This is a genomic window from Pedobacter psychroterrae, assembly GCF_004331695.1.
Lineage (GTDB): Bacteria > Bacteroidota > Bacteroidia > Sphingobacteriales > Sphingobacteriaceae > Pedobacter > Pedobacter psychroterrae.
On record NZ_SJSL01000005.1, the window covers coordinates 247,065 to 272,758 of the forward strand.

The 25,694-nt window shown below is 40.6% G+C and carries 17 protein-coding genes; 4 read left to right on the forward strand and 13 right to left on the reverse strand.

Annotated elements, in window-relative coordinates; all coding sequences use genetic code 11:
* Window positions 1-14: 14 nt before the first annotated feature.
* The 7 genes from EZ437_RS17220 to EZ437_RS17250 form a co-directional block, all read right to left on the reverse strand.
* Window positions 15-1,343 carry a restriction endonuclease subunit S gene (locus tag EZ437_RS17220; protein ID WP_131597314.1) on the reverse strand — a complete coding sequence of 443 codons (1,329 nt, stop codon included), beginning with the start codon at window positions 1,341-1,343 and terminating at the stop codon, window positions 15-17.
* On the reverse strand, window positions 1,333-2,955 hold the full coding sequence (locus EZ437_RS17225; protein WP_131597315.1) for an HsdM family class I SAM-dependent methyltransferase: 1,623 nt from the start codon (window positions 2,953-2,955) through the stop codon (window positions 1,333-1,335). The genes EZ437_RS17220 and EZ437_RS17225 overlap by 11 nt, the downstream gene beginning before the upstream one ends.
* Window positions 2,955-6,029 (reverse strand): type I restriction endonuclease subunit R, encoded by a 3,075-nt coding sequence (locus tag EZ437_RS21900; protein ID WP_131597316.1) that lies wholly within the window; start codon window positions 6,027-6,029, stop codon window positions 2,955-2,957. The genes EZ437_RS17225 and EZ437_RS21900 overlap by 1 nt, the downstream gene beginning before the upstream one ends.
* 427 nt (window positions 6,030-6,456) lie before the next feature.
* The gene (locus EZ437_RS17235) at window positions 6,457-9,702 is read right to left on the reverse strand and encodes a DEAD/DEAH box helicase (RefSeq protein WP_131597317.1); all 3,246 of its coding nucleotides are present in this window, start codon (window positions 9,700-9,702) and stop codon (window positions 6,457-6,459) included.
* Window positions 9,703-10,302: 600 nt separating this feature from the next.
* A complete protein-coding gene (locus tag EZ437_RS17240; protein WP_131597318.1) occupies window positions 10,303-10,752 on the reverse strand; it encodes a hypothetical protein in 450 nt (149 codons plus the stop codon).
* Window positions 10,749-11,579 (reverse strand): hypothetical protein, encoded by an 831-nt coding sequence (locus EZ437_RS17245; RefSeq protein WP_131597319.1) that lies wholly within the window; start codon window positions 11,577-11,579, stop codon window positions 10,749-10,751. The genes EZ437_RS17240 and EZ437_RS17245 overlap by 4 nt, the downstream gene beginning before the upstream one ends.
* Window positions 11,580-11,911: 332 nt before the next feature.
* Entirely contained in the window at window positions 11,912-12,136 is a 225-nt protein-coding gene (locus tag EZ437_RS17250) for a helix-turn-helix domain-containing protein (protein WP_131597320.1), read from the reverse strand.
* Window positions 12,137-12,746: 610 nt separating this feature from the next.
* On the opposite strand from EZ437_RS17250, the gene EZ437_RS17255 reads away from it, so the two are divergent.
* From EZ437_RS17255 to EZ437_RS17265, 3 genes are read left to right on the forward strand one after another with little or no spacing between them, the layout of a single operon-like run.
* Entirely contained in the window at window positions 12,747-14,057 is a 1,311-nt protein-coding gene (locus tag EZ437_RS17255; RefSeq protein ID WP_131597321.1) for a TlpA family protein disulfide reductase, read from the forward strand.
* Window positions 14,054-17,254: a SusC/RagA family TonB-linked outer membrane protein gene (locus EZ437_RS17260; protein WP_131597322.1), complete on the forward strand. Its 3,201-nt coding sequence runs from the start codon at window positions 14,054-14,056 to the stop codon at window positions 17,252-17,254. The genes EZ437_RS17255 and EZ437_RS17260 overlap by 4 nt, the downstream gene beginning before the upstream one ends.
* Before the next feature lie 9 nt (window positions 17,255-17,263).
* Window positions 17,264-18,613 carry a RagB/SusD family nutrient uptake outer membrane protein gene (locus EZ437_RS17265; protein WP_165500457.1) on the forward strand — a complete coding sequence of 450 codons (1,350 nt, stop codon included), beginning with the start codon at window positions 17,264-17,266 and terminating at the stop codon, window positions 18,611-18,613.
* A gap of 55 nt (window positions 18,614-18,668) precedes the next feature.
* Here EZ437_RS17265 and EZ437_RS17270 read toward each other — a convergent pair whose 3' ends face one another.
* From EZ437_RS17270 to EZ437_RS17290, 5 genes are all read right to left on the reverse strand, one after another.
* A complete protein-coding gene (locus tag EZ437_RS17270; protein ID WP_131597324.1) occupies window positions 18,669-18,992 on the reverse strand; it encodes a hypothetical protein in 324 nt (107 codons plus the stop codon).
* Window positions 18,993-19,122: 130 nt separating this feature from the next.
* Window positions 19,123-19,617: a MauE/DoxX family redox-associated membrane protein gene (locus EZ437_RS17275; protein WP_131597325.1), complete on the reverse strand. Its 495-nt coding sequence runs from the start codon at window positions 19,615-19,617 to the stop codon at window positions 19,123-19,125.
* A gap of 124 nt (window positions 19,618-19,741) precedes the next feature.
* Window positions 19,742-20,311 (reverse strand): Crp/Fnr family transcriptional regulator, encoded by a 570-nt coding sequence (locus EZ437_RS17280; RefSeq protein ID WP_131597326.1) that lies wholly within the window; start codon window positions 20,309-20,311, stop codon window positions 19,742-19,744.
* A 574-nt stretch (window positions 20,312-20,885) separates the two neighbouring features.
* Window positions 20,886-21,578, reverse strand: coding sequence for a LytR/AlgR family response regulator transcription factor (locus tag EZ437_RS17285; protein ID WP_131597327.1), 693 nt, complete (start codon window positions 21,576-21,578; stop codon window positions 20,886-20,888).
* A gap of 1 nt (window position 21,579) precedes the next feature.
* Window positions 21,580-22,599 carry a sensor histidine kinase gene (locus EZ437_RS17290; RefSeq protein WP_165500458.1) on the reverse strand — a complete coding sequence of 340 codons (1,020 nt, stop codon included), beginning with the start codon at window positions 22,597-22,599 and terminating at the stop codon, window positions 21,580-21,582.
* A gap of 168 nt (window positions 22,600-22,767) precedes the next feature.
* On the opposite strand from EZ437_RS17290, the gene EZ437_RS17295 reads away from it, so the two are divergent.
* On the forward strand, window positions 22,768-25,185 hold the full coding sequence (locus EZ437_RS17295) for an outer membrane beta-barrel family protein (protein ID WP_165500459.1): 2,418 nt from the start codon (window positions 22,768-22,770) through the stop codon (window positions 25,183-25,185).
* A 79-nt stretch (window positions 25,186-25,264) separates the two neighbouring features.
* On the opposite strand, the gene EZ437_RS17300 is transcribed toward EZ437_RS17295, so the two are convergent.
* Window positions 25,265-25,694: outer membrane beta-barrel protein (locus tag EZ437_RS17300; protein ID WP_165500460.1), on the reverse strand; the 430-nt coding region annotated here is incomplete at its 5' end.

The following is a 25,694-nucleotide window of genomic DNA, read 5'->3' on the forward strand; positions in this document are numbered from 1 at the left end:
CTATTATAGTTTTGCTACCTAACATATTTAACCTCCTGCTCCGCAGCCATTCCTAACTTCTCTTCCACCATTTCATAAGTATCTTTTACCGTAACCTGCCCATTCATTAACATGGGCAATAACCAATCTCTTAAGGAAGCTAGCTCATAGTTTTGTTTTTCATTAATCGATACTTTTTCAATTATTGGATTGTAAAACTCTTCAAAGTTTGTCTGAAAATTTGCTTGAGGTATTAACAAATTTATATCTGATAATTGGCTACGATTTAACTCAACTTGTCCCGTTGAGCCATTTGCAAAACCTTCTATTTCTCTCTGTTTCGTTAAAAGAGAGTAACCAAAAAACACTATATTTATATTTTCAGGTATAGCTCGTACAATTGTAACGTGAGAGTCAACTGTTACTTCATTTTCAATTAACCAACGAACTAAGGCAACCCTTCCTAAAGTGCCAACACCTGTAGAGTTTACTAAAACATCATATTTTTTAATTAATCTATTCACAGCATTTTTTGCGACATTATCGTGCCTCCTTTGAAATTGGTATTTTAAACCATATTCTCGTATACACTTTTGATTAAGCACTGGTATTCCTTTATTTTCGTATGTATACTTGGGAGAAATCCCCCTTGATAAGAAAGACGTTAATGCATTTAATTTTTTCACATCCCACCCTTTCGGTATTTCCCTCTTTAAAACCTCATTATAAACCATTTCGCCACCAGAAGATTTATAAGGCTTGCCATCTGCACCGGGGAAATCAAACTGAACAAACCAATAATCATAAAGCATCTTGGCCGTCGCCTCTAACTTTGCATTTATTTTATTGTTCAGCTCTATTTTATTTGAAATGACTTCATAAATATCACCTATTTTATTCCTAGTATGTTCATCTAGAATCGGCAACTTTAGTTTAACTAACTCTTGTTTTCGTAAGTGTGCTATAACAAGTCCTACATGGTTATTCTCTATTGTGGTTTGAATTTCTTTACTGCGCAGGACAGCAAGCATATAGTATGGATTTAAATGCTTTTTAAACCTTAAACCAACCATGTCTTGTGCTGCTACAAAGCTAACAGGATCTGGTACTAAGCAACATCTACCTGGTGTTCCTTTATTTACAAAAATTATATCATTAGATTCAAGATGTGCTCTGAACCAAGTATCATACACATTTTTATCGATAAATCTGATATTTTCAAATGTTGGGTAAATACTAGAATGCTTTATACAATTGGTTGCAATTAGTGGAATACCAAATTCAGAAGTAGGTACTGTTTTACCTCTATTGTCAATTATTACATCGACCAATTTTTCAATCTCTAAATATTCCCTATTTGTCATTATAAGTAAATGTCTTTAGTTGTTTCTGAATTTCTATGTCCAAACAATTTCCCTCTTCAAACAAAGCATTTAGTTGTTCTTCAAAGCCCTGCATCTTAAAGGTAAATTCCTGAGCAGTAATATCTACATAATCAATCCTTACCTCAAAATACTGTCCGGCAGAGAAAGAATAGTTTTTAGCTTTAATGTCTTCGGCAGAAACTAGTACGCTAAAATCAACTTCTGCTACTTTTTTGTTCATCGCATCAACGATTCGTTGCTCTTCTAGCGGGCTCAATATTGTACGCTGATTCTTACCTTCCTTGACAGTAGCGCCCAGTTTACTAGCATCTACCAAAACGATATGCTCGGCATCAGCTCTGTTATCTAGAAACAAAACGCTTACATTGGTGCCAGTACTTGCAAAAATATTACTAGGCATGCTAACTACACCACGTAAGAGTTTACGCTCAATCATGGCTTCACGTATTTTACGTTCTATGCCACTTTGTGCTGTGATAAAACCAGTAGGTACTACAATAGCACCTTTACCTCTTGCACTTAAACTGTACATGATGTGCTGTATAAATAGCAGGTAAATGGCCATACTTTCTTTTTTGGCCTTGGGAATATTGGGAATGCCAGCAAAAAAGCGGGTTTTGTTGATGTCTTTATCTAAGGCAACGCTAAAATCCGAGAAATCTAATTTAAAAGGTGGGTTTGAAACGATGTAATCGAATTTCTCTTCCCTGTAGTAAGGCTCTAATATGGTATTGCCTTTAATAATATGAGGTATGCTATGGCTTAAATTGTTGAGCACCAAGTTTAAGCGCAACATATTGCTCGATTTTTGTGAAATATCTTCACTGTAAATGCTGCAATTATCTTCTCCAATGGCGTGGGCAATATTCATCAATAAAGTCCCCGAACCCGCACTTGGGTCATACACCTTAACACCTTTAGGTTTATCGTTCACCATGATGCTTGCCATAATACGTGCCACAGCATGCGGGGTATAATACTCGGCATATTTACCGCCGCTATCGGTATTGTAGTCTTTTATCAAGTATTCAAAAATGGTCGCAAAGAAATCATATTTCTCATTGAACATTCCTTCAAAGCTAAATTCAAATAATTTGCTGATCAAAGCTTTACAAAAAGCATCACGTTGAGAAGCATCGCTGATGAAATTGCTCAGTTCATCAAACATTTTATCTTTAGCACCACTTGCCGATTTTACGGAGTAAATTTCTGCATTGTTGATACTGATTTCACGTAGCGTATCATCAAACAGCTTGGCAAAATCGTTACTGTTTTGCTTATTATGCAAATAGGTAATGGTTTGATGCGGATAAAGTTGTGGAGTATTGGCATCGATAAAAGCCAAAAGAAAGTTATATTGCTCTTCATCCAACGCTTCTAATGCTTCCTGAAAGTTTGGCGCATCGCCGAGTTTATAGTCTTCCAACTTTTTAGCTTCGTAGGCAAACTTATCGTTCATAAATTTATACAGGAAAACCTGGGTAATAATTTTGAACTCGTTGCCATCGTTGCCCAAACCATAATTGGCACAAACACTTTTTAGGCTATCAATTAGCTGTTTGGTTTTGGTGATGAATGTTATATCGGTCATTAAATGTAGTTATTATATTGTTGTAGGTACTCGCCAGCAATCATTGTGTTAATTGTTTTGGTAGTATTAAAATCTAACTTGATGTTTTGTTTTTTCACAAATTCGTTGGCTACCAGGTTGAGTAGGTAACGATTAAAAAAACCTTCACTATCCATAATGTTACGGTTATTTAGCAATTGGTCGTCGGTTTTTTGCTTGACATTCATCAATGCTTGGTGTAGCTGAATTTCTCTAGCATTGATGCCGGAGTTTTCAACCAACCGCTTATGCAACCGGGCATATTTTTCGTCATGCTCGTACTTGGCTTTCAACAAATTGTTTTTGCGGTTCAGCTCTGTCACCCTATCATAAATAGATTTGAGAAGCAAGATATTTTCCCGCATATCATCTTGGTCTACCTCCCCCAAGTTCTTTTTCTTAAATATGCGTTCCAGTTCTTCGCGTAGCGAGATAAACGCCGGGTCTTTCTGATCAAAATTAAATAACAACGCCTCTCTGGTGCGTTTCAATTGTCCGCGCAATTGGTCAGCCAAAATGAGTTCTTGTTCGCTTACTTTGGTAAACAAGAAGATAACATCTTCTAAAGCCGAATTGAGTAAATTAGTGGTGTCGGCTTCGTTGTTAATATTATCAATCAGGTTGAGTTTATCCAGTTGTGCTTGCGCGACATTGAGTAACTGATTAAGCTTGAAGAAATCCAGCTTATCCAATTGTTCATCCAAGCCTTTTAATCTGATGATGTTTTTCAGCTCTTTGGCATTCGCTAAAACCTTAATCAACTCCAACAAATCTTTTTTGTCTTTAATGTCGCTAACCTGTTGACTAAATATCTCCGCATTTACGGCATCAAAACGGAAAAGCTTCTCTTTTATCGCCAGAATTTCTGCATCGATCTCTTCTTGCGATTTGAAAAGATTAGAGTAGTTGGTCATTTCGTTGCCCAATTCAGCTTGAAGTTCTTTGAAATAATTGTCGTTGGTTTCTCTAAATGCGGCGCTGATATCAGCAAAATCAACCACATAACCGTATTTGTATTTCTTATAAGGCCTATTTACTCGGGTTAAAGTCTGTAACAAGTTGTGGTCCTTGACAACCCTGGCTAAATACAATTTCTTTAATCTCTTGGCATCAAAACCTGTGAGCAACATATTGTAAACGAACAAAATATCTACTTCACCTACTTTAAACTGTTTTACCTGCTCTTTTCTATCATCTTTTGAATTAACATCGTGCAGAATTAATGCACTTCTTAACTCTTTTTTACTTTTTCCATATGGGACAATGGGTTCTGCAACCATTCCTAACGGTTGTATCTCCTGTATGCCATTCAGCTCCTCAAAATAAGCGAATAAGCTTTTGGCTTGTTTACTAGTATCACAAACCACCATAGCGCCCAAGCTATTGTCGCCTTCAGTTTTCCGAAATTGTATTAAATCTTTAACGATATAATCCAACATTGGCTCTACAAATTTTGGGTGTGCAAATACTTCGCTCTTGTCAACATCGCCCTGCAAAAGTTGTATTTGCTCCAATACTTCTTTCATCTGCATTTTGTAGGTAGTATCAATACCTTCCCTAATCAAGCGCAGTGTGTAGCCATCTGCAATACTCATATTGTAGTAGTACTTATGAATATAATCACCAAACAAAGCCTTACTATCGAAGTCCTTGGCAACTTCTCTCAGTAACGGCGTTCCAGTAAGCGCAATTTTTATCGCACTTTCATCAGAACGCAACAAATTTACCAAAGTCGAACCTTTGGGGTTGTAGCCTCTATGCGCCTCGTCGATAAAATAAACGCGTTGAATATTAATATCATAAGCTAAATCTTTCACCACAACCGTTTCTTCCGTAAACTTTTGGATGTTGACTACCGCTATCTCTCTATCGCCAGCACTATTGTGCACTACACTTACTTTTTTTATGTCGGACAGAAATTCTGCCCTAGAATTAACGCGGTTTACTACCAATCCACGATTGCCAAATTCTGTACTGGCTTGGTTGGCCAAATCGATCCTATCCACAATAAAATAGAATTTAGGAATGATATTCCTTTTTTGATAATAATCTGTAAGGAACTTGACGTTATAGTAGGCCAAAGCCGTCTTACCACTCCCTTGAGTGTGCCAGATGATGCCTTTTTTTACACCTTCGTTCAGCTTCTGCTCTATAGCTTTAGTAGCAAACATTTGCGGATAACGCATAATGTGTTTCTGCGTGACTACTTTGCCTTTAACCTCTTCATCGATATATGCTATAGCATACTTCAAAATAAAGGCTAGCCTATTTTGACTTAGTAGCGAAGTCAATAATGTGTTAGTAGCGCTATTATAATGCTTATTGGTGATAAACTCTGGCGAGTGTTTGATGGCAATGATATTATTATCTTTTAAAATCAGGTTCTCAATTTCATCATTTTCTGGTGCCAGTAATGCAGTTAGGTTTAAATTTTCTTCTTCTCTAAAATAATTAAAATTCAAATCTGCATAAGCAGAGGTAGCATAATAGGCACCTTGTAAAGGCTCAATCACACCATCTTCATAAGGCATATTGTTAGAAAACAACATCATTTGCGTGATGTTGGCGAAGCGCTTAAACTTTTTATTTTTGTAACGGTCGTTGATACGTTTTCGTTCCGCCAATACCCCGTCCTTATTGTTCGGCTTTTTAACCTCAATAAATACCAACGGCATTCCGTTGACTAATAACGTGATGTCTGGCCTAAATTCGTCCTCTCCATTCTTACAAGTTAGTTCTGTGGTAACGTGAAAACTATTATTCGAAAAATTCTCGAAATCAATTAGCTTAATGCCAGAAGTTGCTGTAAGGCTTTTGTAAAAATCTTTACCTAAATCATCAAAGTCTAACTTTAAGGCCAGTTCTTGTACCAGTCTTTCAATATGTTCGCGATCAGCACCTGGGTTAATCCGTTGTACGCTATCCAGAAATATATGAGAAAATATATTGGTTTCTTCGACTCTGTCTTGTTCCCGCCTTGGAATGTAGGTATATCCTAAACGGATTAAATGTAATATCGCAGGAATCTTGACTCTTGAATCTTCGTTGAACGCCATTAACAATTGGTTATTTGCCGCTAATATAATTATTAATTTCCGCTAGCACCAAAGTAATGGACCTTCCATCGACAAGGTATCTCCGGTAATTTTTTGACAAAAATATCTGAAGTCCGAACCAAGAATAATTTTAAAATCTCTGAGGTCTTTTTAGGTCGGGACAAAAAGTAATATGGTCTGGAATATCAAAAAGCACAATTATATAACTTGCTACTGAAAATCGGGATTTCTGTTGGATATCAGCTAATTAGTACTGTACTAGAACGCATTAAAGTAGTTCTTTCCTCACTTTTGGTAGGTTCAGCGCCATATAAAAACCGAAGCAAAAAAACATCCATATTAGGTTAGCCATAAAGGAACGATGGGAGAACACTCTTTAAGTATGACAAATAGCTATTAAGGAACAGTAGTTTATCGTTCAAATAATTTACAATACATTGCCATATACCTTCAATGGTGCATCCCAGGTTTCTTTTAGATAACTTTCCAAAGCGGCTAATAGGCTGGAGATGTCTCCCTTTTCATCATACTTTCTAACAGAAAATCCTGGTTGTACAATGAAAATATTCATTTTTAATTTCAATTCTTTTTTTGCCCTGCGTCTTAAAATATCGAGAACATCAACATCCCCATGCTCAAATCTATCTACCTTTTTCACCTTCAACCGTTTATCGTTCCTTCTAAGGAGCTGCCTAAACATGAGATCTGTATTCTCCATCCACTTAATGCTTTTTTGAGCCTGGCTGCAGACGGCGTAAAAATTATCTATCCTGCTTCCAACCTTACCATCGATTGAGAACTTACAATGGAATAGATCGACGTTTAAAGTTTTGTTTACTTTATCTACAGAAAATGCGACAATATCGGCCACTTCCCCTTTGTCATCATCATCTATAATCACCTCGTACTTTTTTTCTGCTTTAAGCATTTCAATCATCGCGAACTGTATGCTCAAAGGTTCTTTCGAATATGTTTGGGACTCCTTTCTTATGTTAGTTTTTGACCAATCAAGGGAAATAATGTTCGCAACAGAGAATCTTGGATTGACCTGGACGATTTCGGTAAATAGGTTTCCTTCCATAAAGGAGCCATCGGTAAAATAGACTAAAGGAGGATGCTTAAAGAAAAATTCTGACAAAATACTCTCGTCAGCACCCTCCATTTTAATGCTCGTAGGGCATTCAAAACGATATTTGAAAACATCACCATCAGCAAAGAGAATAAGTTTGATCAGATGGTTGCCCCCTGGCGTTTCCAAATTGAAGTGGAGTTCCTGTTTTGAATACGACACTATAACCAGGTCACAGTCCCAAAGCGGGTAAACCTCATTGTTTGCAAATCGAAGCTCTGCCGACCCAATCAGTTCCCTGTAGATGAAGTCTGGCCATTCAATGCTAAACACTTTGCTCTCTGGAAAAGTCAGTCTTTCTACAGGTATCAATGTTCCCCTTAAGACTTCACTTGGATCGATACTTTCATCGACCACCTTAGCAGCAACGATTTTACACCATTTTATCCAAACAGGAATATTATTACTTCTCATCGACCAAATCCTACCATTTGCGCTACATCCGATATTATATCGCTGCCCGCTAACGAACCCGGCCCCGAATATATTAGACTTTGTGGCGCTTTTTATATCTGCCTGCTTAAGAGTGGTCCCTATGTCACTTCCTACCCGCATGATATAACTTCTTGCCCTTCCCATAGGTTCGCGAAGTCCGAGATTATGGAGCCTAAGTCTATTGACACCGGAGAACACCCGAAACATATCCTCGCCTTTTAAAAGAGAAGATTCTGGAAAGATTGCCTCGGCTAGCTTTTCATAATAGGAATTTGTGTTGGATGCATGAATAAAAAGCAACTGGGATTTCTTGTCGAAATGACAGACAATCACGTCAAAATTGACGCTCGTGAAATCTTCGACCTTTGCCCACTTAACGTATGATTTTATACCTACTATTATTACTAATATTTCCTCGGGCTGATTGTAGTCACTATATAGATGTTCATACGTTGCTTCCTTGTTAAGCCCCCTTTTGTATAAAGCGGGCTTCCATGTTTTATTTTTCCCCTTATAGATGACTGTACTTAACGGATGCTTTATAGCCTGAATTGGGAATTTGTCAGGAAATCCATTGAAGCCCTCCAGAAATGCCCTGAAATCTTCCTGTTCCAAGTTCAAATTGAAAGACATATCAGGCAAAAGCTGATTCCAATCGGAGTCCCTGAAATACAAATTCTCGAGATCTTCAGTTACTTCAGGCTCTGCGACATTCGCTATAAACTTTGCATCCCCTAGATCACTCCTTACCCTCGTAAATCGGCCAGCTAACTGCAATGTAATCGCAAGGCTTTTTTTCGTATCATGGAATGCAGCAATTTTTAGTTCAGGCAAATCAAATCCTTCCCCTAACATATCCACGCATATTATAACACGATGTTTTTTTGCTACTACCTCCCTGATCAGCTCTTTCAACCTGCTTTCGGGTTTGATTTGTGAATGAACCACTACCGGATCTAATTTTGGATACTTCATGTAGTGTTTAATAATATCCTCAGCTCTCTCTATTGAATTTACCCGTACCATTAGGATATGGTCGAAGCCATCGTTTAAATCTTCCAACAAAGTTGATACTGCAAGTTCAGCTATTTTTTCGTCAGCTAAATTTCGGTCATATTCTGATACCGGCAGAAATTTGATCGGTTTAAAATATCCTTGGTCCTGTGCCAGACGCAAAGGAAAATTGAATACAATTTTGCCATCCAGCCTCTTGCCGTCATTTCTAAATGGTGTTGCCGTAAACTGGACTATGCGACAATGCCCAAGCTGGTCCTTGAACTTTTTCCATGTTTCGGCAGGGGTGTGATGAGCCTCGTCGATAAACAGATGGGTAACCTGCTGTCCAATATGGTATCTGATTTCTGGTTTGCAGGCTGCTATTACATGCATGGTTGCCACCACGACATTAACCTTGGCGAAAAATTCGTCAATATCGGATTCGGAAGCAAATCCATGTTTCATTATTCCCACTATCGGATTTTCGCATTCTTCAGATACAATCCCAAATTTCGGAAGAATACCCAGTGTCGAAAATTTCCCTGACAGCTGCCCGCGAAGGGCATCACCAGGCACAACAACGAGCAGTTTTTTTATTTTGTTAGAAATTGTGGCAGATAACATTGTTTCTGTTTTACCCGTTCCTGTCGGTAGAACCACAATTGCTTCTCTTTCAGATACACACCAGTGTGCGTCAAGTGCGTGTAGTGCACCAATTTGTGGTGACCTCAAACCTGGATCACCCTCAACATCCCTTTTATAGAAAAAGCCATTTTCCCAGGACTTGACAACATATTCGGGAGTATGTTTCTGCAGGTAGCTTTCCTTCAGCAGCGGATGCTTAATCCATACATACCCTGCTAGCCCCTCAGTCGTATCCTCAGCGTCATTACCCTTCAGCAGGACATATTCATATTTTTTTATCAGAGAAATATTTCTGGTTACCAATATCAAAATACTGTGACCCTTGAACCTGAAGGATCGTGTTCCATCGCCAGCACCTTTGACAGGTAATATCTCCGCTTCGATTAGTTCAGGCCTTGTGAGGACATTAACGATCTTATTTGTTTTAAAAACTGTTATTGACTTAACAGGAGGTATATTGATTTCCATCTGATGAGCATTACTCAGACATAAAACTAACGAATTAATTTAATTACCAATGCACCCAATTGTGATAGGTTAATAAGAATGTAGAGAAAATGGCAACTAATATCACACAATAATTGGCTCCATAGTTGCTAAAGCTAGATCATTTGATGCCGCAAATTGCAAATTAAATACTAATACTACTAGAACTCAAATACTCCTTATAAGGCTACTTCTCACTTAACCTCTTCATTAATAGCTCAATGATTAGTTCTTTATCTTTAAGTTGAGACTTACACACATGAAGCAGCTCTTCACAAGTCTTGAGCTCTTTAGAATATGCCAAAGTAGGTGAAGCATAGCGTTATGAACTTTCATCTGGTAAATCAAACAGCACTGCTGGAGAAATTTCCAGTATTTTACTCAGTTTAACCAAATCATTGAACTTCATTGACTATCTAATTATGTTGATGTATATCCTAATAAAATACGAAAAATTTCACAATGCGCACAATTGTTATGTTAATCAAAATAACATGTGAAGAAGAACAGGAACTCATTACATTCATGAACGAGCAGGTAAAATTTCCCATCTCATAATTTTCAAATCCACTAAGCCGGGCCTTAAAATGTCGCCATACGTGCAATCAGGGCGTGCGCTTCGGCAATCAGGTCATTGACTTCCATCTCTCCCGTCGGATATCTGTTAGCCGAGTGCAAATATTTATTCCGTTTATCAGCGATATTGCGTAAATAGGTCTCTTTTTCAGCGGCCGATAACCTCCCAACCAAAGCCCCGCCCTGATGGGAATACAGCCGTTTAATGTAATCTCCGATCGAATGTTGATCGCTACGCAGCCCATGATAGTCCAAAAAAGCCCTTAGCGTAGAATCCAGCGCCCGCATTGAATGCAAAACCTTCATGAGGTTTTTCCTCCTAGTTGGGTTAAGCCTGTCCACTCGTAAAGCCTCCTTTAATTCCTCTACGATATCCGGATACCGTCCGGTGGTTAAGGTCGGGTTGTTGCTTAAGATTGTCAGGATCGTGTTGATTTTATGTTTCTGATGGCTCATAAGGATTGGGCTATATGGTCGTTTAACTCAGCTGTATTATTGATGTTGCTGATTTGCCAACCGAACAGGCTGGCCATTCGGATGGGTTTGAGCGGGTCATAGCGACTAACCGGCTTATCATTGACACTGAGTATTTTAGCCTGGATTTTATCAAAGTATGGAACGCCCTTATCAATTTCAAATTGAGTACGCAGGGAAAATTCATAAAAAGGTTCTAGCTCAGCTAAATCAGATTTACTTTTCTGCAGATTTTTAAAGCCAATGATAGCTTGATTTTGGCTTTCAAAAATATTGGCTCTGGATTTTTCGAACTTAGCCGTGATCTTATTGTAATACACGTTCTTTTTTACGGCAACGTTCAAAGGAGCAACGGCTTTATGCTGGAAGCCAATCTTCTCAATATAGTCGAGATTTTTCAGCTGCGCCTTGGCTTGAAGATCAAAAATCACCGCTTGCTGCTGTTTATGATCCTGAATGCCTGTTAAGGTTTTCTTCTCCTTAAAAAACTGTCCCAACTGTGGAAGATCTCTCTCTTGGATGATCTGGTCGAAAAACTGGGCTGCTTTCTGCTGCTCAAAGCTGATCCGAAGGCTAGGATCTAAAAACAAAACCATAACAGTAGTTGCATGATACGCGATCTTGGAACCGATTAGCCGAGTCATTAATTTGGTCTTAGACTTGAGTTCTTCTGCGGAGGGGTAAAACAGCGCAATCAGGTTTCTTTTATCTGAAAGTAAAATATCCGGTCCATTAATAGTAAACGGGTGTTCGGGCTGGTCAACCCGCAAAAAATCCCTAGGAATAAGCTTAATTTGATTCGCGTTCATTTCCACTAAGATAATTATTTTTCAATTAAATCATAACAGCTATATCCTTAACCAATTAATGTGCGCTAAGTAGCGTTGGAAACAAAAAATTGGGCAGTATTATCTGTAATCAATGATTCAAAACCGCACAAAAATAAAAATGGAATATGAAGATCGAAATCGGAGTTCTAATTCAGATGTACCTATCGAATTTAATGATCTGAATTATGATTAACACAATTGTTTAATTGAAAAACGCGTGCTGCGATATTATTTCTTTGTCTATGTAAGTTCCTTATAGACTTTCTTAGCTTTTCATTATCCAAGCCAACTCTTTTTACAGTAAATTCTTATTAAAACTCCAACAACTCCCTCTTCTCCACCCCCAGCCCTTTTGCCAATTCAACAATCGTGGACAGTTGCACATTGAATTTCCCATTCTCAATCTTGGATATATTACTATCATCAAGTTCGCAATTTGCCGCAACACTACGAAGGCTTAAGCCCTTTTTCAATCTGATCTTTTGAATATGTTCACCAAATTGAATTTGTAACGCTTCGTGCTTTTGTTTGGGCATTTATTGCTTCTGGGTATGAAGCCGTTAAATTCTTAATATAAAAATCAAATATTGCGGTTATAAATTACCGCAATTTGAAATATTATAATTATCTTAGTCTTATACATTAATTATAATAAAACATGGATTAAAAAAAATAAATTTGCAACACTAAATATCAAATGATGTGAGGTGTTCACTAAAGAGCCTTGTCCGAACAATGTAGGAGTTTAAAGGATGCGAGGAATAGGTGAGCACCCGGAATAATAGTATATGCTATTAGGCCGGGGCAGCTTATTGATTGCGTCTTGAATGGTTTTCGAGCCATTCCCCGTCCTACACGGGAGTTCGGGCATTCGATGAGAACAACTGCCCTGGACCTAATAGGTCTAGTGAAACTTTCGAAGTGGCTCATATTAAATTGCAACTAACAATTAAAATATGAAACTGAACCACAAACCCAACCACCACAACCACTTCTCCCTGATTATCTGTCCTCCTGATTAAAATACTGGCCGGGTGGGCGTTGACTCTGTTAGTTAACAAATGTTTCTTCATTTTTCTTCCCGCCCGGCCTTTCTTTCACCTGCATTCTGCAGCATTCTTATCCATTCATAAAAATCTAAACTAAATGAAAAAAACGCTACTAAACATAGCAATGGCCGCGCTTTGCCTAAATTTTGCAGGCAAAGCACAAGCCCAGACACCCACAAAGCCTGCTACAAACCAGGCAATTGACGTCACCAGCAAAGGCTTGCAAATTGGCCAGCAAGTACCCGACTTATCGAGCCTTGCCAAATACAAAGGCAAACTCATCATCCTCGATTTCTGGGCTACCTGGTGCAGCCCATGCGTAGCCATGATCCCGAAACTGGAAGCGCTTCAAGCTCAGTTTAAAGACAAAATTCAAATTGTCTCAGTCACCTATCAGTCAGACAAGGACGTAAGCCCTTTGCTTCAAGACCTAAGTAAGGGCAAGCCGACCAATCTGGTACACATTACCGGAGATAACACGCTTCGCAACTTATTCCCACATATCTATCTCCCCCATTACGTGTGGATCAATCAGCAAGGAACCGTAACCGCCATCACCGGCCTTGATGAAGTAAGCGAGTCAAACATCACTAAAATGATTACCGGGGATAATGCCATCAATTTAAAACCCAAAGCAGATTATCATGTAGACTACAACCCAAAATTGTCGCTTACTGATCCTGCAAATCAGGGCGGCACGACGCAGTTCTCCTTTCAGTCACTGCTTACGGGATACAAAGAAGGCAGAGGCGGAGGTACCAGCCGGAGCCTGATGGACAATGGAAGCTATAAAATCACCTGCATCAATCAACCATTGCAAAAACTATTTCTTCATGCATGGAGCTCGACAAAGGATTATTATGGTGCAAACAGGGTTGTCCTGGAAGTAAACGACCGGAAAAAGCTGATCAGCGGCTACAGCGGTAGCGAATATGCGGAATGGATTAAGACAAATGGGCGCTGTTACGAACTGATCGTACCAGGCAGTATGCATGAAAAAGCCGCCGAATTTATGCAGCAGGATATACAACGGATGTTTCCCCAATATTTCATCAGTATAGCACCGAGAACCATACCCTGCATCGTGTTGGAAAGAACCTCCACAATTGACAAAATTAAAAGTACGGCAAACAAAACACAGGTACTGATAGACGGAAAGTCATGCCTGATAAAAGGAAATTCCTTGAGCCGCCTAATCTGGAAGATGAACACTTCATTTTTCCAGCTGTCGCCACTCCCTGTCATTGACGGAACCGGCTACACTGGCCTGGTTGATATCAGCTTTTCAGCAAAAATGAGCCATTTAGACGATATAAATAAAGGACTACTCCCCTACGACCTTCAGTTTGTAAAGAAGGACAGGGAAATAAACGTATTGGTAATCAGCGACAGGGAGGTAAGTAAATGAAAATATTCATTATAGGTTTTATATGCTGCCTGCTCCAGCTATCTGGATATGGGCAACAAGTACTTAAAGGTAAACTTGTATCTGAAAAAGACAGCACTACGGTGAGCGGTGCATTAATTAGTTCTGGCGACAGAACTGCCTCAAGCGATTCCAAAGGCGAATTTAGTATCACCCTAGGCACACAAAATACCATTCGCGTAAAGGCAATGGGATACGCGGATCTGCAGTTGACAGTTAAGTCAGTAAATGAGCTTTTAGTTATCTACCTTACAGAACAGTCTCAGGATCTACAGGAGGTAATCGTCAGCACCGGTTACCAACAGTTGCCCCGGGAACGGGCCACCGGCTCCTTCGTGCAGGTCGATCAGCAACTCCTCAACCGTTCGGTCACAACGAAAATACTGGACAGGTTGGCCGACGTGGTGCCCGGACTCATATTTAACCGCAATATAGGTACCAGTGAAACAAGGGGAGAAAATGGCATCAGCGTGCGGGGAAGAAATACCATCTTCGCCAAATCTGACCCGCTCATTGTCCTGGATAACTTTCCGTATGAGGGAGACCTCGGCAGCATCAATCCTAATGACATTGAAAGCATCACTGTGCTCCGGGATGCCGCCGCTGCTTCCATATGGGGAGCGAAAGCCGGCAATGGTGTGATCGTGATTACGTCCAAAAAAGGGAAATACAACCAGCCGCTTTCGGTAAACTTCAATGCAGTTACTACCACAGGACAAAAACCGGACTTGATGCTGCAACCAAGAATGTCATCGGCCGACTATATCGACATCGAACGTCTGCTATTCTCCAGGGGATTTTATACCAGCGCCGAACGCTCTATTAATAAACCCGCATTGAGCCCGGTAGTGGAATTACTCATCGCTGCCAGAGATGGAAAACTGACCACCGATGATGCGGACGCACAGATAACCGCCTTGAAGTCTCACGATGTCAGGACTGATCTGGAAAAGTATTATTATCAGCCTTCATTCAATCAGCAATATGGCTTGCAGATCAATGCCGGAACTCCGACCCATCGCTATTTATTGTCGGCAGGTTACGATAAAAATAGAAACACCCAGGTCGGCAACGGATTGACCCGGCTTAGCCTCCGGTTCAATAACAACGTCAAACTAATTAAGGAAGTGCTGGAATTGAGTACCGGGGTTTTTGTAGCGGACAACCGGAATCAAATCAACCGGGCATTGAATGACCTTACTACATTATCATACGGGCTGATTCCCTACACTTCATTGGCTGATGCAGACGGCAATGCATTGGAGATGGGTAAACTCATGCGTCCGGCTTATCTAAGCAGTGTTGAAGCACTTGGCCAAGGCTTGCTGGACTGGCGATACAAACCGCTGGATGACATGTGCTATCGTGGGTACGAGACTTCGCTATCCGATTATCAGCTAAATACCGGCTTGCGGGCTCGTGTGATGGATGGGCTAAATGTCGACCTAATGTACCAATACGCCGGGCAGCGATTTGACGACTCAGAACTCAGGCAAGAGCAGTCTTATTATGTAAGGGACCAGATCAACAGGCTAACGATTGTAAACACCGACGGTTCTCTCACCAGGCCTATTCCACTGGGTGGCATTCGTAATGCCGACCTGGGAAAAATGGGTTCTCATAATCTAAGGGCCCAGCTAAGCCTGGATAAGCAAGTTGGAGCAGGTGATTTATCTGCTATCGCCGGTTACGAAATCAGGGAAGTCAATACTTACCGCGAACAGTATATGCAATATGGCTATGACAGCGAACACGCTACTTCAAGGGTAGTAGATTTTATAGGAAGTTATAAGCTCTACTACAATCAAAACTCAGCGTCTAACCTCATTCCAAATGCACAGAGCATGACTGATGCTACCGATCGCTACATTAGCTGGTACGGGAATGCGGGCTACTTATGGAAAGGCAAATACCTACTTTCTGGTAGCGCAAGGGTAGATCGAAGCAATATCTTCGGCGTAAACACTAACCAAAAAGGTGTACCGTTATGGTCTGCTGGCCTCGGCTGGGAGATTAGCAAGGAAGGGTTTTATCATTCGGGTATCCTACCCTACTTAAAAGCCAGATTAACCTTTGGCTACAATGGTAATGTAGACCGCAGCTTATCGGCCCTTACTACTGCTACCTACAACAATGGCTCGGGCAACCAAAACAACAGGTCTACGGGTCTGCCCTATGCGACCATAAGCAATCCGCCAAATCCGGAACTGCGCTGGGAAAAAGTCAGCATACTGAATGCGGCAGTCGACTTTGCCAGTCGAGCCAACCGGATCAGTGGCTCGATAGAGGTTTTTGACAAGAAAGGCCTCGACCTGATCGGCAATTCCCCCCTCGCTCCTTCTACCGGCCGAAGTACTTTCAAAGGCAACTCGGCTGAAATGAGCACGCTTGGCGTAGATGCTGCATTAAAAACTTTGAATTTGACAGGCAGATTCAAATGGTCCAGCGATATTTTCCTAAGCTACTCTAAGGAGATCATTGAAGAATACAACATCAAGTCGAACAACGCGGTTTCTGCCGACTATGTATTGGGGATTCTTCCCCTCGCTGGCAAGCCGCAATATCCGATGTTCAGCTATAAATGGGGCGGTCTGGATGCAGTGGGTGATCCGCAGGGCTATCTAAACGGTGAGCTGAGTAAAGATTATGCGAAGATCATGAGCAGCGCCACGTTAGAAGAACTAGTATATCATGGCCCAAGACGCCCTGTGTATTTCGGGGCTTTGCGGAATACTTTTGCCTATCATGACTTCAGCTTTTCATTTAACATTGCTTACCGTATGGGTTATTATATCCGCCGAAATACGGTGAACTACAATGATCTGCTGGCTGGTATAACTACCCACAGTGACTATGCCTTGCGCTGGCAAAATCCTGGCGATGAAATGCTGACCATTGTACCCGCAGTTCCGGCAGCAAGGAACCTGAACCGCGACCGGGTCTACCAGTTTTCTGAAGCGCTGGTTGATAAAGCTGACCATATCCGCCTCCAGGATATCAGCTTTGACTATACCCTTCGGTTTAAGCAACACAAGGGAATCAGTCAACTGCAGTTGTATAGCTATATCAGCAACCTCGGCATCATTTGGAAAGCCAGCAAAAACGTAAAAGATCCTGATTACCTCAGCGGAATGGTTCCGCTCAGACAATTGTCCTTTGGCCTAAGGGCGACATTTTAAATGATGAATATGAAAAAAATAGCAATAGTATTGGTGGCGTTGTGTATGGTACTCGGCGCCTGCCAAAAAGAATATCTGGAGAAAAAACCGCAGAAGTCACTACTGGTTCCCAGGAAATTACCGGAACTGCAGGCTTTGCTGGACAACGTAACACTGATGAACAGACAAACATCCTTAACTTGGATCGCCGGAGATGACTTTACGGCTAGCGACGCCGGCGTCAATAGTTTTTTAAGCGTTTCTGAGCGCAATAGTTACCGTTGGAATGCAGATATTTATGAGGGTATATCGAGCAGTGATTGGAATGTTCCGTATGAGCAAACATTTTGCAGCAATATAATACTTGAAGCACTTGCAGAATATCCTGAACAGGAACAGGCTACTCAAACCTACCGCAGCATTAAAGGCGCTGCATTGTTTTTCCGGGCCTTTGCTTTATACAACTTGTTGCAAGAATTCGCTGTTCCTTACGATCCGCAAACGGCTGCTTCAGTAATGGGCCTGCCCATCAGAACGCAATCGGACATCAACCTGAAGCCTGGCCGTGGTACCCTGGCTGAAAGCTATGCCCAAGTGATGACTGACCTGGAAAGTGCTTTGACTTTAGTGCCCGAAAAAGTGCCTTATAATACCCGTCCAGGAAAAGCTGCTGTACTCGGCTATCTTGCCAGAACATCACTTACTATGCAGAATTATCCTCTGGCGCTGAAGTATGCCTCGGACTGCCTGGCACAAGGGGTAAGCTTGATTGATTTCAATACCACAGCTCCATATCTTTCTCCAAATGGCAATGTGGAATTGATTTTCAATGCCGGAGATGTGACAAGTTACAGTTATATAGGCTCCGCTGAAATAGGATTGTCACCATCGCTTTTCGATACATACGCAACCGACGACTTGCGAAAAACCTTGTTCTATTTTAAGCGACCAAACGGGAATTACTATTATCGAGGTAGCTATAGCCAGAACGTGGCGCAGTTTCATGGATTGGCGACCGATGAAGTACTGCTGATTAAAGCAGAAGCTGCAGCCAGGACAGGGGATTTGTCTACGGCGTTACAGGCCTTGAATGAGTTGATGCAAAAGCGATGGAAGGCTGATACATTCCAGCCATTCGCCACTAATGATCAAAATGAGGCCATTAGACTGATACTGGAACACCGAAGGAAAGAACTGGTGGGACGCGGCACTCGCTGGACTGACCTCCGACGGCTAAACCAAGATCCTCAATTTGCAGTAACCATAAATAGAACCGTAGCCGGTGTAAATTACGTGTTATTGCCAAACGATCCACGGTATACTTATCCAATACCAGACGGAGAGATAAATGGCAGCGGAATTCCGCAAAATCCGCGTTAACAAAAAAGCGGATGCTATTATGGCATCCGCTTTTTTTCTATTTCAAAACTGATTACTAAGGGTTTTGAACGTAGGTTCCGTCTGTCTCGTTAAACAGTTCCGGGTTTTGACTACCTGGAATGGTTGACTCCTCAGACTCTATTTGTGCTGTACAAATGTTTTCACTCAGCGTACACTGGTATGAGTTAGGGTCATATTGACCGGTCACTGGATCAACTGTGTTGTCAAAAGTCCTGGTAAGTACCTTCCAGTTTGTTCCGTCAAAATAATAAGTATTCAACAATGCCGGTGTAAATGCACTTTGCGTGGTAATCACTCCTGCGGCAAATAAAATTGCCAATAATCCTGCCTTGTTAAGGCCACTAAATAGCTTTTTCATAACGAAAAAATTGTAGCAGTACTAAAAATTTCTAGTACCACCCTGTTCTGTTCTGTCGATCCCCGGAGCTCCCGATCTTCAGTATTATAGTTTTATTTTTGCTGCGCAAGGAAAGCCCTGTCCCTGCTGTTCAATTACTCAATTTTGACGCACCTCCCCTCCCATTAAAAAATTTAAACCATCTGTTGACTGTATTCCATTGCTTTTCAAGGGCGATACCCAGTACCGCCATAACAATGAAAATGACGTTAAATCCAAGATGTGTCCAGTAGCTCATGTGCTTCAGAATACCCCCGCAACTGCAGGGAATCCTTCCAAATGCTCCGCTCATCGTGATGGAGATATACAAGGAAAATAGGATGAGTAAACCTGAAGAGAAATACATCCCCATTAACCTGGTTGATCGAAAAAGCAATGTCTGTACTATCAACAATTCCACCACCGGAACCAGCCATACCAGTATCAGCGATATCCCTCTTGGAAATACCTGGTTTAGCATTTCTCTCTTGCTCGTGTCATAGTCCAACAACTTTGACAATGCTGCATACAGGAATAGCAACGCAAGCATCGTTGCAATCACCGTGATGATTACCTCATATTTCCCTACTTTTCTTTGATTTTCCATGATACCATGCCTTCTTAAATGACTATGGCAAATTAGCGCCTTACCAAAAAAGAAAGGGTATCCGGATTAGGTATTACATCGGGGGCGGTTTACACTCAAAAAGGTGGAATATTCCACCTTTTACCTACTTATACTTCTTCTTAAATTTGTAAATGTACTTTCGTTCTATGCCGATAAAGGACGCCAGGATATAGATTGCCACATGCTCAAACAAATCCGCAAAGTTCTTTCGTGCATACAGATTCCTGTCCTCCGCGAATTTTAACCGCAGCATCAGCTCCCGCTCCTTTCCTTCCTGAACTTTAATCTCATACATCTCCAGGAGCATCCTATAAAAAAGCGGTTCGCTTCGCATCGCTACTTCAACTTTTGGCAGGCTCAATGACCAGACGGTTGTGTCGCTGAGAAATTGAATATATTCAATTGAATAGCTGTCTGAAAAGTAGCCAATACCAGGCAAGAGAAATCCGCCTCTCCTGATCCAGCAGGTATACTCCTCTTGATGATAGAAATAGTAACCCCTGACCACACCTTTTTCGATAAAGTAAAGTACAGGTAAAGTATGATCAGGAACTGAAAGCAAAGTTCCCCGACGGAATGTTACTGGCACAAACAGACCAGTCAGTTTCCTGACCAATTCTGGCGTTGCAGTACGAAGCCTGCTCAGCTGTTCGTATAATGAGGGGTTTTCCATTCGGGGTTATTACATGATGAAACATTAAGATGCCTCATCCAGATTGACCGAATGTAAATACCTATAAATAAAAATCAAAGCATTTGCCCAGTTCTTTTCGCGACTGGTCGCGACTGGTTGCGACTGGTCGTGACTGGTCGTGACTGGTCGTGACTGGTCGTGACTGGTCGTGAGTGGTCGCGACTGAAATCCAGATGGCAAGAAACGGAAACAAGCAGATAAACTTACCGACTGCTACCTTATTGGTAACGGTGCAGCAACGGTACAGCAACGGTGCAGGAACGGTACAGCAACGGTAGAAGGCATCTGCCAAACATTTTTGAAGCATAAATAATGAAATTAAGAGTAGTAATTAACAAGAACTCAGAAACAACTAAAAAAAGAACACATGGCAATTTTAAAAGGCGGAATCCTTGGTGGCGGTTACATCCGATTTGGGAAGACCTTTAGTCGCAAGTTTCATGCTGCAGGTCATAAAAAGTCAGAGGCCGCTCACCGCTTTCAAAATAGGCCTCCCCTTCTAGCAGAATTTTGCGTTCTTCTCCATTAGTTTAACTTCCAATGAATTAAATAATTAATAGAGACGTCTCATCAATTCATCTCGATAGACTTTTCCTATGGGTAGCTTTCTGCTATTTAGCGTTATTTCGTTGCCTTCTAAATATTTAACTGCCGTCAATGATAGCACAAATGATTTGTGTATTCGGACAAACCTATTCCCTGGCAATTGCTCTTCAAATTGTGTTAGGGTTTGTTTAGACATAATACGATCGCCGGTATTTCGATAGATAAAAATATAGTTCCCGTAAGCCTCTGCGTATTCAATTTCCTTCAATAATATCCTGGCAAGTTTTTTATCCGATTTCACCATGACAAAATCCTCATGGTCAGTTGTTTGAGCAGGAACAGCAGCATCGTGACCTTTGTTCACTGCTTTTTCAGTGGCCTGTACAAAACGCGGAAAGGAAAACGGCTTTAACAGGTAATCAATTACCGACAACTCAAAACCTTCCAGCGCAAACTCCCCATAAGCCGAAGTAATAATCACGGCAGGGTATTTCTTAAGTGAACGCAGCATCTCAAAACCGCTTAGCCGAGGCATATTGATATCCAGGATAATCAGGTCTATTTCTTTTTCGTTTAAGATCCGCATCGCTTCAAAAGCATCCTCACAACTGGCAACCAGTGTTAAATAAGGTATCTGCGCAATGTACGTTTTGAGTATGTCCCGTGCAATCGGTTCATCATCTACTATAATGCAATTCATGTCAGCTTAGTTCTATTTCCAATTTTAGGTCAAAACAATCATTTTCCTGGGTGGTACTCATTGAATATTGCTGAGGGTATATTAAATCCAGTCTTTGTTTCACATTATTGAGACCCAATCCTTCTTTTGATTCACTTTTTACGGGGGAATAATCCGGATCGATTGAGTTTTTAACTTCCAGCTGTAAAAACTTATGATTTAACCGGAACATGATGTGAACATAGGACTGTCGATCCTTAGCGTGTGAAACGTGCTTAAACCCATTCTCAATAAAAATGATAAGTAGCAAAGGCGCGATATATAGGTCTGTAGTGCTGCCTGCGACTTCCATTTTGATATCAGTTTTATCACTCAGGCGTATTTTTTCTAGTTCTACATAATTGGTGATATAGTCCAGCTCTTTTTTTAAGGGCACATGGCTTTGGTTCGTATCGTACAGCGAATAGCGCAACAATTCAGATAGCCTCAACATCAATCCGGGCAGCTTTTTAGATTCAGCAACTGATAATCCATATAGGTTATTTAGCGTATTAAATAAAAAATGAGGGTTTAATTGCGCTTTTAAATGCATGAGTTCATTTTCCTTTCGCTTTTTATCCAATATGAGCCCGTCCAGCGCTACTTTATAGATGGTAGCAATTAGCGTAAATGTCACTACTGAAAAGGTAACATGCTCATTCCTCCAGTCCACACGGTCAGTAATCGGAAAAAGCATACCTACTGCGTTTAGTACATAAGGCAGCAAAAAGATAAGTAAACCAACCTGCAATAAATAGGCTGCCGTCCCCCAAAGCCATCCGCGCTTTTTGAAAAAAGGAACCACTAGTAAGTTCTGCGAATAACAAGGAATCATAAATTCCAGTGTTACTTGTACTACTAAGCAAATCATCGTCAAGCCGGTCATTCGCTCCGGGTATTCTTTGAAAAAGATGATCGCGAATGAAACCAGCAGCCAAAACACAACATGCGTGTAAATTTTGTAAGGTTTGATGAATAAAATCGTCCAGTCAAATGGTTTCATTGTCCAAAGAAAGTCTAAGTGCGGACATAAAACAAATTTTAGTGATGAACGTCCCATTTTTAATGATGAACGTGAAACACAGCCGTTTATCATCAGTCTCGTTCAGGTGGTCACTATTATTTTATGGATGATTATACCCATGCTACTTTCGGTTATAAATCAAAAAAAATGAAAGCGAAATTTTTATTCACCCTTATCTTGCTGATCAGCATATATGTGGCAAAATCACAAACCCTACAGCCGGGAATAACCGGAGTAATACTGGATTCCATCGACAACAAACCTATTGAATACGCCACACTTATCTTGAAAGAAAGTAAAAGCGATGTCGCAAAAAGCGCAATAGCTAAGGCCGATGGCGCATTTACCTTTACCGGACTCAGGCCAGTTGAATATTTACTTACCATAGTGGCCCAGGGATTTAAAACAAGAAATATGCGGGTCGATCTGGCGAACACCGCGAAAAGTGTTCAAGATTTAGGGGCATTGTATATGATCATCGATGTGCATCAGCTAAAAGAAGTAGTGGTAAAGGAAAATAAGCCTCTGGCAAAGCAAGAGATCGACAGGATAACATACAACATACAGGCCGATCCGGAAAGCAAAAGCGCAAATATTTTAGAAATCATGCGTAAGGTACCTTTACTTTCCGTTGATGGTGACAACACGATCCGGTTAAAAGGGAATACAAATTATAAGATATTCATCAATGGAAAACCATCCACCATCGTCAATAGAAATCCGCAGGACATCTTGCGAAATATGCCCGCTTCGGGCATTGATAAGTTGGAAGTCATCACTACGGTCCCTGCCAAATACGATGCTGAAGCTTTGGATGGCATTATTAACATCATTACCACCAAAAAAATAAGTGATGGTTACTTAGGAAATGTAAATGTAAGTCACCGTTTTCCTGTAGGTGGCCCTGGTATGGGAGGATCTTTTACCTTTAAAGATGGCAAATTTGGTGTCTCCGGTTTTCTGGGCGGGAGTTTGTTTGATTCGCCGCCAACTACAAATTTAACGAAGAGATATACCAGCACCACTACCTTATTGCAGAGTACAGGTGTGGACGCTGAGGGCAAAAATGGGTACCTTGGTTCGGATTTAAGTTATGAGATAGATAGTCTGAATCTGCTATCGGGGCAGTTCAATATTGGCGGTAACAACAACCGTAACCATAGTGATTTGCAGTCTTCGCTAACCAGTGCTGCCGATCTGGTACAAAACTATGGGCTGGTAAGCAATAACAAACTTAATGGTGCAAATCTTGATGCATCGTTAAATTATCAGATGGGATTTAAAAGCGATAAAAACCGGCAGTTAACTTTCTCCTATAGGATTCTTAATACCAATAACGATCGATTCGGAAACTTTGACGTTGCTGATGAAGTTTCCTATGCATCAACCGATTACAACCAGAAGAATGATGAGCGGTCATTAGAACAGTCTTTTCAAGTGGATTATGCTCATCCTTTCAAAAAATTGACCCTTGAAGCTGGTGTAAAAGGGACGATAAGGAATAATAAAAGTAATTTTCTGTACGATACGCTGGGCACCAATCAGGAATACGTGATGAACGAAGCGCTCAGCAATAAATTCCGCAATACACAAGACATTATTGGCGTATACAACTCTTATCAATATAAAATGAATGACTGGGGCTTTAAGGCTGGAGTTAGATTGGAGCATGCTACGATAGATGCAGACTTTATAGCCAATCATACGCAAATAAAGAGATCATATTTTGATTATATTCCCTCAGTATCCGTTCAAAAGCAGTTTAAAAACAATACCAGCCTATTGTTTGGATATTCAAGAAAAATAAGGAGACCCGAGATACAGCATTTAAATCCATTTGTAGACCGGTCTAACCCAAACTTTGAATCGAGCGGAAATCCTAATCTGCGCCCCGCTTCATCTAATAGTTTAGAGTTAAGCTATAGTAGTTTCAAAAAGCTCTCTTTATATATCCGGTTAAATTATGACTTTTATGCTAAAATGGTCATGCCTGCGCAGGTGTATGATGCAGTTAACAATATTACCAAGTCCACTTTAGAGAATTCCGGCCGTATGCGGATGGTGATGTCTAACGTCAATGTAAGTTATCCAATTACTTCAAGATGGAACGTAAACGCCAACTTACTGACGATCTATGGCCAGGTTGATGGAATGGTTAACAATACAGTAGTCAGGAACCAACGGCTGATGTATTATTTTTCAGCATCTTCTTCTTATCGTTTTGATAAAGGGTGGCGCGCAACAGGTAGTGTGAATTTGAATGGAGCTGATATTAATTTGCAAGGGATAGAAAATAGTCCTTATCGTGGGTGCGGATTTAGTGTGACAAAAGAATTGATGAAAGATAAGTGTTATTTCACCGCCGAGGCAAGTAATCCATTTTCTAAATATCGAAACAATACAGGTACAACAAGTGCCCCAACCTTCTATCAGGAAAGAACTAACCAAAGGTATCTGAGAAGTTTTTCTGCCAGTCTGAACTATCGTTTTGGAGGATTGAAATCAAGTCTGAAGAAAAGTAAAAAGGGAATTTCCAACGATGATAACGGTATCTCGCCATATTAATAGCTATTTGGCGATCCAAATGAAGGTTTACTAATGCCGTTCTTTATCATTGCGCTATTCCTGTTCCTTCGGCAAACTGTCAGTTTAATTTCACATTTAAACCAAATGTTATAGTCTGATTATTTAGATAATTATGGCCATCATCCTTCAAAATATTAGTTAAACCATAATTATATCCCAGTCTGAAATTTATAGATCTTGAGGCATTGTATCCCAAATTAAGTCTTGTACCATAGTCAAAGTCCTTAAACTTACTATTACTAAAAATCCCATCCTCTGTTAATTCGTAAGGAGTTTGGCTTGTAAAATCATCAAGAACATACTTTTGCTTTTTTGCAAACGATGTTAAGGCCGCGGCATATGCTCCTACTCCCGCAGAGAACCACGATTTGCCTATCTTGAAGTTTTTTATAACCGAAGCGGGAATTTCTATATATCTTAAGTTAAGAGAATATGGTTCTCTTCTCCCACCTTTTACACTATAATTAGCTTCAGTTTGCAGTGTTAAG

Bases quoted from the DNA above. Each gene is read 5' to 3' on its own strand.
- EZ437_RS17260 (WP_131597322.1), top strand. From the start codon at position 14,054: ATGAAAATATTCATTATAGGTTTTATATGCTGCCTGCTCCAGCTATCT.
- EZ437_RS17250 (WP_131597320.1), bottom strand. From the start codon at position 12,136: ATGCCCAAACAAAAGCACGAAGCGTTACAAATTCAATTTGGTGAACAT.
- EZ437_RS17290 (WP_165500458.1), bottom strand. From the start codon at position 22,599: ATGAAACCATTTGACTGGACGATTTTATTCATCAAACCTTACAAAATT.
- EZ437_RS17225 (WP_131597315.1), bottom strand. From the start codon at position 2,955: ATGACCGATATAACATTCATCACCAAAACCAAACAGCTAATTGATAGC.
- EZ437_RS17255 (WP_131597321.1), top strand. From the start codon at position 12,747: ATGAAAAAAACGCTACTAAACATAGCAATGGCCGCGCTTTGCCTAAAT.
- EZ437_RS17245 (WP_131597319.1), bottom strand. From the start codon at position 11,579: ATGAACGCGAATCAAATTAAGCTTATTCCTAGGGATTTTTTGCGGGTT.
- EZ437_RS17240 (WP_131597318.1), bottom strand. From the start codon at position 10,752: ATGAGCCATCAGAAACATAAAATCAACACGATCCTGACAATCTTAAGC.
- EZ437_RS17275 (WP_131597325.1), bottom strand. From the start codon at position 19,617: ATGGAAAATCAAAGAAAAGTAGGGAAATATGAGGTAATCATCACGGTG.
- EZ437_RS17235 (WP_131597317.1), bottom strand. From the start codon at position 9,702: ATGGAAATCAATATACCTCCTGTTAAGTCAATAACAGTTTTTAAAACA.
- EZ437_RS17265 (WP_165500457.1), top strand. From the start codon at position 17,264: ATGAAAAAAATAGCAATAGTATTGGTGGCGTTGTGTATGGTACTCGGC.
- EZ437_RS17285 (WP_131597327.1), bottom strand. From the start codon at position 21,578: ATGAATTGCATTATAGTAGATGATGAACCGATTGCACGGGACATACTC.
- EZ437_RS17295 (WP_165500459.1), top strand. From the start codon at position 22,768: ATGAAAGCGAAATTTTTATTCACCCTTATCTTGCTGATCAGCATATAT.
- EZ437_RS17270 (WP_131597324.1), bottom strand. From the start codon at position 18,992: ATGAAAAAGCTATTTAGTGGCCTTAACAAGGCAGGATTATTGGCAATT.
- EZ437_RS17280 (WP_131597326.1), bottom strand. From the start codon at position 20,311: ATGGAAAACCCCTCATTATACGAACAGCTGAGCAGGCTTCGTACTGCA.
- EZ437_RS21900 (WP_131597316.1), bottom strand. From the start codon at position 6,029: ATGGCGTTCAACGAAGATTCAAGAGTCAAGATTCCTGCGATATTACAT.
- EZ437_RS17220 (WP_131597314.1), bottom strand. From the start codon at position 1,343: ATGACAAATAGGGAATATTTAGAGATTGAAAAATTGGTCGATGTAATA.